General features: G+C 63.7%; 8 protein-coding genes. 6 read left to right on the top strand and 2 right to left on the bottom strand.

Going from position 1 to position 8,094, the window contains the following annotated elements; translation table 11 throughout:
- Positions 1–319: 319 nt before the first annotated feature.
- The gene (locus V5A38_RS13780; RefSeq protein WP_332326339.1) at positions 320–823 is read right to left on the bottom strand and encodes a hypothetical protein; all 504 of its coding nucleotides are present in this window, start codon (positions 821–823) and stop codon (positions 320–322) included.
- A gap of 63 nt (positions 824–886) precedes the next feature.
- On the opposite strand from V5A38_RS13780, the gene V5A38_RS13775 reads away from it, so the two are divergent.
- From V5A38_RS13775 to V5A38_RS13750, 6 genes are all read left to right on the top strand, one after another.
- On the top strand, positions 887–1,354 hold the full coding sequence (locus tag V5A38_RS13775; RefSeq protein WP_332326338.1) for a hypothetical protein: 468 nt from the start codon (positions 887–889) through the stop codon (positions 1,352–1,354).
- A gap of 478 nt (positions 1,355–1,832) precedes the next feature.
- Entirely contained in the window at positions 1,833–2,885 is a 1,053-nt protein-coding gene (locus V5A38_RS13770) for a metal ABC transporter substrate-binding protein (RefSeq protein ID WP_332326341.1), read from the top strand.
- Entirely contained in the window at positions 2,882–3,706 is an 825-nt protein-coding gene (locus V5A38_RS13765) for a metal ABC transporter ATP-binding protein (RefSeq protein ID WP_332326337.1), read from the top strand. Before V5A38_RS13770 ends, V5A38_RS13765 begins: the two co-directional genes overlap by 4 nt.
- A 26-nt stretch (positions 3,707–3,732) precedes the next feature.
- A complete protein-coding gene (locus V5A38_RS13760; protein ID WP_345786290.1) occupies positions 3,733–4,788 on the top strand; it encodes a metal ABC transporter permease in 1,056 nt (351 codons plus the stop codon).
- Between the two features lie 364 nt (positions 4,789–5,152).
- On the top strand, positions 5,153–5,794 hold the full coding sequence (locus V5A38_RS13755; protein WP_332326336.1) for a TrkA family potassium uptake protein: 642 nt from the start codon (positions 5,153–5,155) through the stop codon (positions 5,792–5,794).
- Positions 5,795–6,003: 209 nt separating this feature from the next.
- On the top strand, positions 6,004–6,804 hold the full coding sequence (locus V5A38_RS13750; RefSeq protein ID WP_332326335.1) for an SDR family oxidoreductase: 801 nt from the start codon (positions 6,004–6,006) through the stop codon (positions 6,802–6,804).
- 25 nt (positions 6,805–6,829) lie between these two features.
- On the opposite strand, the gene V5A38_RS13745 is transcribed toward V5A38_RS13750, so the two are convergent.
- Positions 6,830–8,094: AMP-binding protein (locus V5A38_RS13745; RefSeq protein ID WP_332326334.1), on the bottom strand; the 1,265-nt coding region annotated here is incomplete at its 5' end.

Here is an 8,094-nt window from a genome sequence, read left to right as displayed (position 1 = left end):
GTACGGCCACGGGACTGACTTGGAAGCGTCCAGCGAGCACGTCCTCGGCATCGCCCTCGGCGAGCGGTACCTCCAGCAAGCCTCTGTTGAGGATGCGACATCACCAGTCGTCGACGTCTCGCCGTAGCACGAGGTGACAACCGAGAGAACCCAGCGCCAGCTCGACATCGCCGGGATAGGTGCAGATGGGGAGGTCGTGGTGGCCGTCGAAGTCGAACGACTGAACCGGCGACTTCACTCACTTTTTGGAAGCACCGGCTGGACGATGAGAAGGGGCGCAACGGTGATGCGCTCCTGTTCGCGGTATTCCGGATTATCCTCAGCCGTCGTCACCTCTCCGGGCTTGCCCAATAACTCGATCAGCCAGACTACCCAGGGCTTTGTGGGCCACATTCACGTACAGTCCGACGAGGAAACTGACACCAGCCGCCAAGGTACCCGATTGCGCACCTGGCTGCCCGGACTGGCCGAGAAACAGATAGACACCGATAGCGAGGATCCATGCAGCCGGGATCCGCATCGCCATGCCTACTAACTCCTCTCGCTGTCCCCAGTCAGCGTAGTTGTCGAATTGGACCATCAATTTCGTGAAAATGTAGCCGAGGGCACCCAGCCCGGAATAGAACAGGACGAAGGGAGGCACAGTAACCTCCAATAATCCAAACGCGTCGGTAGTTATCACAATCCCGACCAGTGTCCCGATGATAAATACGGCGACAACCTCCCAATTGTGTATCGACCATCCAGTTTGCGCAGCCGTGGTCTCAGAGCCCTCTCTATTCGCATCGGATTCGCCTTCAGTACTCCCCGGTTCTAAACTCATGATAGCATATCGATACTCATACTTGATAATGGTGGGGTGTGAAACGTGCAGAATCCACAAGCTATGCCATCGATCTGGACGAAGTTTCGCATTGCAGTGAACCCGATCGCCAGGAGATTCAACCAGTATACGGCATACACTATCCGGGACCCTGAGAGGATCGGGGCGATACAGGAGGATGTGCCCGGAACCCGGGAGTATTTGCGAGCATGCGGCTACGAGCCACAGTTCCTCTCAGCTGCAAAAAAGCATCCTCAAACGGGCCAACCTCATGACCTCTCGTATCGCAGGGTTCCAGATAGTCATCCGCCGGGCACCGGCGACAAGCTCATAGCGGAGCACTTCCGTCCCCAGGAATGCCAGTTCCACGTTCACGCCTTTCATGTCGCTGATCAGATGCAGTTGTTCAGCCATTATGAAGCCCGGCCGGACCTCTTGAGTCCCGAAGTGGATATCTCTCGACTCCGAACCCACTACCGCCCCGAGTACGGCCAAGAGTACATCAGGGGCATCTCTGATCTGGAGATCTGACCTTTCCAGGCTCCTCCCGACGACCGCCTCGGTCGCGTATCGGATACGATATTCAGGATACAAGGCCTGAACAGTATCGAGTGTTTGAGACAGTTTCTGACGCACCGGTGCACGAGATGGCGGGCCACGAATTGATAATTATACTATAGCTACGACCACGTTTGCTCCTGGAGCCATTCGATTTCCGCCGTTAGCACTTCTCTCTCCTCGCCTGTGCGTCGGCCTGCGTTGCTGTGTTCGTCGATCTGGCCCATATCGACGGATCCATTCACTGCTAGTTCGGTGCGACTCGGATTCTGCCGTCCCTGCATGACTGACGAATAATATTCGACCTCGTTTGGAGCGGTAGAAACCGCCCGCTACGACAGTTTTACCGAAATCGGAAGCTACTTATGTGAATTTACAATCTATAGATTAGACAAACCTAATCTAAGATTTTGAGAAGACTATGTCAGACGAGATATCCGACAGCGGAGCGGTGACACGACGGGATGCCCTGCGTGCCGGCGGTGTGGCGGCGCTTGCAGGGCTGGCTGGGTGCACGGTACTCCCGAGCGCGCCGGGACGGGCCGGGGGTGGCGGTGACGACGGGCGCGACAGCCCGGTCGCCGTCGCTTCGTTTTTCAGCTTCTTCGATTTCGGCCGGCAGATAGCCGACGGGACCCCACTCACGGTCGAGAACCTCGTCCCGACAGGGCTGCACGGCCACGGCTGGGAGCCTAACGCCAGCATCACCCAGCGGATTATCGAAGCCGACGCGTTCGTCCACGTCGGGGAAGACTTCCAGCCGTGGGCCGACCGCGCCATCCAGACGATCAGGAGCGACGGCGTCGACACGGCGCTGATCAACGCCCGGGAGGGCGTCGAGCTGGTGGACCTTGCCGAGACCCTCGACCAAGAGGAGGAAGGCGTCGGCGAGCAACGCGGGCTGGACCCGCATTTCTGGCTGGACCCCCAGCGCGCGAAGCAGTCAGTCGACAACATCGCCGAGGGGTTCGCGGCGGTCGTGCCGGAGCACGCCGACGCCTTCCGGGATAACGCCGAGACGTACAGCTCCGAGGTGCTCGACCGGATCGACAGAGACTACGAGGCCATCTTCGACGCGAGCGACCGCGACATCGTCCAGCTGGCCGCACACAACGCCTTCCAGTACATCGGGGTGCGGTACGGCGTGCAGATGCGGCCGCTGGTGACGAACCTCGCGGCGAGCGGCGACGTCAAACCCGCGGACATCCGCGAAGCGGCGGCGGTGATCGACGAAAACGACATCACGTACATCGCTAACGGCGTCTTCGAGTCCCAGCGCCCGGCCCAACAGCTCGTCCGCGAGACGGACGTGGTGGCGTACTTTCCCGTGACGCCGTACGCCGGCGTCCGTGAGGAGTGGGTCGAGGAGAGGTGGGGCTACGAGGAGATCGCCGACAACATCAACATGCCCACGTTCGACATCGTTCTCGGCAACAAGACGCCCGAGGACGCGGCTCCGTCGCCCGCCTGGCTCGAACAGTGGCGGAACTTCGAACCGATATGACCGGGCAGAACACCGACCCCGAGACGGGGGCTGCTGCGGCCGACCGACCGACCACCGCGACCGACGCGGACGCCGGGGCGAGCGAACCCGTCATCGACCTCAGGGACGTCACGTTCGGCTACACCGCGACACCCGTGGTCGAAGATGTCTCACTGACCGTCGGGCCCGGAGAGTACGTCGCCATCGTGGGGCCGAACGGCTCCGGGAAGTCGACACTGATGCAGCTGATCCTCGGCCTGCGTGACCCCGACACGGGCACGGCCGACCTGTTCGGCGAGCGCGCGACCCGCTTCGACGACGGCGAGCGGCTCGGCTACGTCGCCCAGGGGGCCAGCACCGCCAAGGAGATGCCGATCACCGTCCGCGAGGTGGTGAAGATGGGCCGATTCCCGCACGTCGGGTTTGGCCGTCTGTCAAGCGACGACTGGGCTATCGTCGACGACGCGCTCGCGACCGTCGGCATGAGTGCGTTCGCTGACCGGCGCGTGACACACCTCTCGGGTGGCCAGCGCCAGCGGGCGTTCATCGCGCGGGCGCTGGCGAGCGAGGCCGACCTGCTCGTGCTGGACGAGCCGACCGTCGGTGTCGACGCCGAATCGGTCGGCGCCTTCTACGACCTGCTGGCCGCGCTCAATGCCGAGGGCATCACTGTGCTCCTCATCGAGCACGACCTCGGGGCAGTTGTCGAGCACGCCGACCGCGTCGTCTGCCTGAACCGTGAAGTCTACTTCGACGGGCCGACCGACGAGTTCGTCGAAAGCGACGCGCTGGCCCGGGCGTTCGGAACCGAGGCGCAGTTTCTCACGGGGGTGGACGGGTGATCGTGCCCGGAGCAGCCACGCTCGTGGTGAGTCCCCTCGCCACGTTGGACCCGGCGGTCGTGCTCCCGCTGCAGGGCGGGGTAGGCGTCGTCGGTGACCTCGTCTTCGGCGTCCTCCTGTGGCTGCTGGAGCAGTGGTACTGGGCGATGGACTGGGTGTACTACTTCACGGGTTTGGAGATGCTGAACCCGCGGTACCGGTTCATGCACCGGGCGATACTCGTCGGGCTCTGTGTCGGCGTGATGGCGCCACTCATCGGCACGTTCCTCGTCCACAGACAGCTCGCGCTCATCGGTGACGCGCTGGCCCACACCGCCTTCGCCGGGGTCGCCGTCGGGCTGTTTCTGAACGCCGTCATCGACCTCGGGGTGTCGCCCTACCTCACCGCCGTCGTCGTGGCGATGGTCGCCGCACTGTTCATCGAACTCATCTCCGAAGTCACGGACGCGTACAACGACGTCTCGATGGCTATCGTCCTGTCGACGGGGTTCGCGCTGGGGACGACGCTCATCAGCCTCAATGCGGGCGGGCTCGCTGTCGGTGTCAACCAGTTCCTCTTTGGCAACCTCTCGACAGTGTCCCCACAGAGCGCGGCCATCCTCCTGGTGCTGTTCGCGGTCATCGTCGGGACGGTGGCCGTGACGCGCAACCAGCTCCTGTACGTGACCTTCGACGAGACGGCGGCCGCCGTCTCCGGGATCTCCGTCAACTGGTACAACCGGGTGGTGGTGATGCTCACGGCGATGGTCGTCGTCGGCGCGATGCAGATCATGGGCGTCATCCTCGTCGCGGCGATGCTCGTGGTCCCCGTCGCGGGCGCGACCCAGGTGTCCCGAAGTTTCTCCGAATCGCTGGTCGTCTCGGTCGTCCTCGCGGAACTCGCGGTACTGCTGGGCATAGGCGTCGCCTACTACGGCGGGGTCACGGCGGGCGGGGCCATCGTCCTCGTGGCTGTGGGCATCTACATTTGTGCCGTCGCAATGGGCAAGGTCCAATCTGCCCGTGGCAAGGAGACCACGCCCGACACGGGTAGTATTGAGCCCGACAGCACCGATGCCGGCATCGGAGCGGGGGATGATTGATGTGTACCGTTAGTGTTGGTGATTCGCCAACCGAATGCGGCATCCACGGCGACAGGCGAGGAACGCCGAACGCGTCGACGAACGAGCAGCGCCTTCCCGAGGACATCGTCTAGCTCATCGACACCACCCCGAGGTCCGCTGTGAACAGCCTCGAGTGATGGACCGCGCGATTTCAACATCGAGATGTACCGCGGTAGCTCCTGATCGCACACCGGTCTCGCATTCTCGTACCCCAGCCGGTAGCTTGTCCCAACCCTTACAAATGTAGCTCCTCAACCGTCCAGTGCAAGACCCCGTCCAGCGGGGCGGCACGAACCGTCGCGGTGGGACCCGCGAGTAATCAAATTCTACCACCGACCCACGCATGGACAAATCCATCGTCATCGCCGGCGGTGGTCGTCTCGGCCGCCACATCGCGGTCGTACTCGCTGACTACGACCACGATGTCACGATCATCGAACAGGACGCCGACCGCTGTGAGACACTTCTCGAGGCTAGCTCTGGGGTCATCATTCAGGGGGACGCTACGCGCCCGGGCATTCTGGAGCAGGCCGGTCTTGAACGGGCCGACATATTCGCAGCCGTCACGGGTGATGAGGGGCTCAATCTCGCTCTGTGTGCGACGGTCGAGGATCTGGTCGAAGATATCCAGACGCTTGCCCGCATCCGTGAGGACATCGAAAGCAAGGATATCGCCGACAGCGTCGCCGTTCCCGAGGCCGCCGGCGCACGCACCATGGTCGACGAAATGCTGGGCCGGAATCTCCGTTCACTCCAAGCAGCGACGGGAGAGATCGATATCCTCGAAATCGAAGTCGATCCGCGGTCGCCAGTCGCTGGCAAACGACTCGAAAACGTGGAGCTTCCCAACGGGGCTCAGGTCATTTCCGACGCCGACCACTCGATGGTTGTCGGCCCAGAAACGACGCTGCGGCCGGGCCACCGATACCTCGTCGCTACCGAACCGGCCGCGGCTGACGAACTCCGAAAACTGCTCGTGCGTTGAGCTTCGAGGGACCAACTCTCGACCGGTGACGGTGCTGACTACGTCCTCTAAGTCTTGCAGGTCGTTTTTTATCCCTTCTGCACTGGACTCTCTGATGAATTCGCTGGCTGCCCGTCCCCGCGTTTCGGTCTGACACTGAACGCCGTTTGATGTCGTTGCTCGCGGTCGGGCGCTGTCTTTATCACCTCGACACGCGACATCTTGTAGCTATGTCTGCACTCCTGTCGGACGACATCGCGGTGGTGACCGGGGGCGCGAGCGGGATCGGCCGTCGAATCAGCCTGCGGCTGGCGGAGTACGGCGCGGACGTCGTGGTGGCCGACCTCCAGCCAGACCCCCGCGAGGGGGGCACGCCGACCCACGAGCGAATCCAGGAGGAGTACGGCCGGAACGCGGCCTACGCAGACTGTGACGTGACCCAGGTCGAGGACCTGGAGGCAGCCGTCGACACCGCCGAGGAACTCGGCGGCGTCTCGGTGATGGTCAACAACGCGGGCGTCTCCCGGAGCGACGACTTCCTGGAGATCAGCGAGGAGGACCTCTACGAGGTCATGGCAGTCAACGTCGTCGGCCCGTTTTTCGGGTCGCAGGCAGCCGCCCGGCGGATGGTCGAGGCCGGCCGGGAGGGCGCCATCGTCAACGTCGCAAGCATCTCCGGCATCACGGGCCGGGGGACGGGCGTCCACTACTGCACCTCGAAAGGTGCCGTCCGCCTGATGACCTACGCGGTCGCGGCCGCGCTGGGTCCACACGGCATCCGGGCGAACGCAGTCTGTCCGGGCGTGGTCGAGACGGCGATGACGCGGCAGGACCTGGGGATGTTCGACGGCGACGCGACGGCGGTCGAAACCTACCGCCAGGTGGCCCCGCTGGGCCGGGTGGGACAGCCGGAGGACATCGCGGACGCGGTCCTGTACCTCGCCAGCCCCCTCTCGGATTTCGTGACCGGCGAGTCCCTGGTCGTCGACGGCGGCGCAACGAACACCTGGAGCGGCGTCGCCGACGAGTAACCGAGGCGGGACGCCGGCAGCCGTCTCAGGACTCCGTCCGGTCGCGGAGCTTGTACCGCTGGATCTTGCCGCTCGGGTTCTTCGGCAACTCGTCGACGAACACGTACCGCCGTGGCCGTTTGAATTCGGCGAGCTGCTCGGAGTCGAGGCAGTACCGGTCGAGCTCCTCTTCCAGCCCGTCGCGGTCGGTCCCCTCACTCGGAACGACGTAGGCGGTCACCGCCTCGCCCCACTGGTCGTCGTCGGTTCCCACGACGCCGACGTCTGCCACGAGGTCGCTTTCGTACAGCACCGCCTCGACCTCGGTGGGGTAGATGTTCTCGCCGCCGCTGATGATCATGTCGTCGACCCGGTCGACGAGGTAAATGAACCCGTCCTCGTCCTGGTAGCCGAGGTCGCCCGTGAAGAACCAGCCCTCACGGATCGCGTCCGCGGTCTTCTCGGGCCGATTGAGGTAGCGCTCCATCATGCACGGCCCGGTGAGGATGATCTCTCCCTCCTCGCCGGTGGGGACGGTGTCCTCGGGCGTGACCGGGTCGTCCGGGTCCTCAGTGGAGGTCGGGTCGACGATCCGTGCGTCGTGGTTCGGGAGCGGCACGCCGACGCTCCCGAGCTTCTCGACGACATCCTCCGGATCGATCGCCACCGCGACCGGCCCCATTTCCGTCATGCCGTAGGCCGTGCTCACGACCTCGCCGAACGTGTCGATCAGGTCCTCCAACAGCGGCCGCGGCATGTCCGAGGTCCCGTACCCGATGCTCTCGAGGCTCTCGCCCTCGAAGTCCGTTTCCTCCTTGCTGTCGAGCACCTGCTGCCACGTCCGCGAAGGGAGGCTCATCGACGTGACCCGCTCCTCGTCGACGAGTTCGAGCGCCTGTTCCGGGTCGAAGCCACTGAGGACCACCGATTTCCCGCCGACGTTCACGCCCGGAAGCAGGCTGCAATTGAGCGCCGCGTTGTGGTAGAGGGGCATCATGATGATCCCGACGCGATTCTGCGACATTCCACCCATCATCGCCATGTTGTGATACGTCGCGTTCTCGTGGGTGTGGACGACGCCCTTTGGCCGGCCCGTCGTCCCGCTCGTGTACATGATCGCCCAGACGTCCTCCGGGTCGGTCGCCACGGCCGGGGGTGTCTCGCCCGCGCCCTCGAGCAGCTCGTGGAAGCCGACCGCGTACTCCGGTACCGGGCCCGAATCGTCGTCGAAGTACACGAACCGGTCGGTGGTCAAGTCCTCGCGGATGGTCTCGATCGTCTCCCGGACGTTTTCGTCAAAACAGACGACCT

The sequence above is a fragment of the Halolamina sp. genome (assembly GCF_036626355.1).
In the GTDB taxonomy this organism is placed as follows: Archaea; Halobacteriota; Halobacteria; order Halobacteriales; family Haloferacaceae; genus Halolamina.
This window is presented reverse-complemented; position numbering and strand designations above follow the sequence as displayed.

Excerpts from the sequence above, each read along its gene's own strand:
- V5A38_RS13765 (WP_332326337.1), top strand. The coding sequence starts at position 2,882 with ATGACCGGGCAGAACACCGACCCCGAGACGGGGGCTGCTGCGGCCGAC.
- V5A38_RS13780 (WP_332326339.1), bottom strand. The coding sequence starts at position 823 with ATGAGTTTAGAACCGGGGAGTACTGAAGGCGAATCCGATGCGAATAGA.
- V5A38_RS13775 (WP_332326338.1), top strand. The coding sequence starts at position 887 with ATGCCATCGATCTGGACGAAGTTTCGCATTGCAGTGAACCCGATCGCC.
- V5A38_RS13755 (WP_332326336.1), top strand. The coding sequence starts at position 5,153 with ATGGACAAATCCATCGTCATCGCCGGCGGTGGTCGTCTCGGCCGCCAC.
- V5A38_RS13750 (WP_332326335.1), top strand. The coding sequence starts at position 6,004 with ATGTCTGCACTCCTGTCGGACGACATCGCGGTGGTGACCGGGGGCGCG.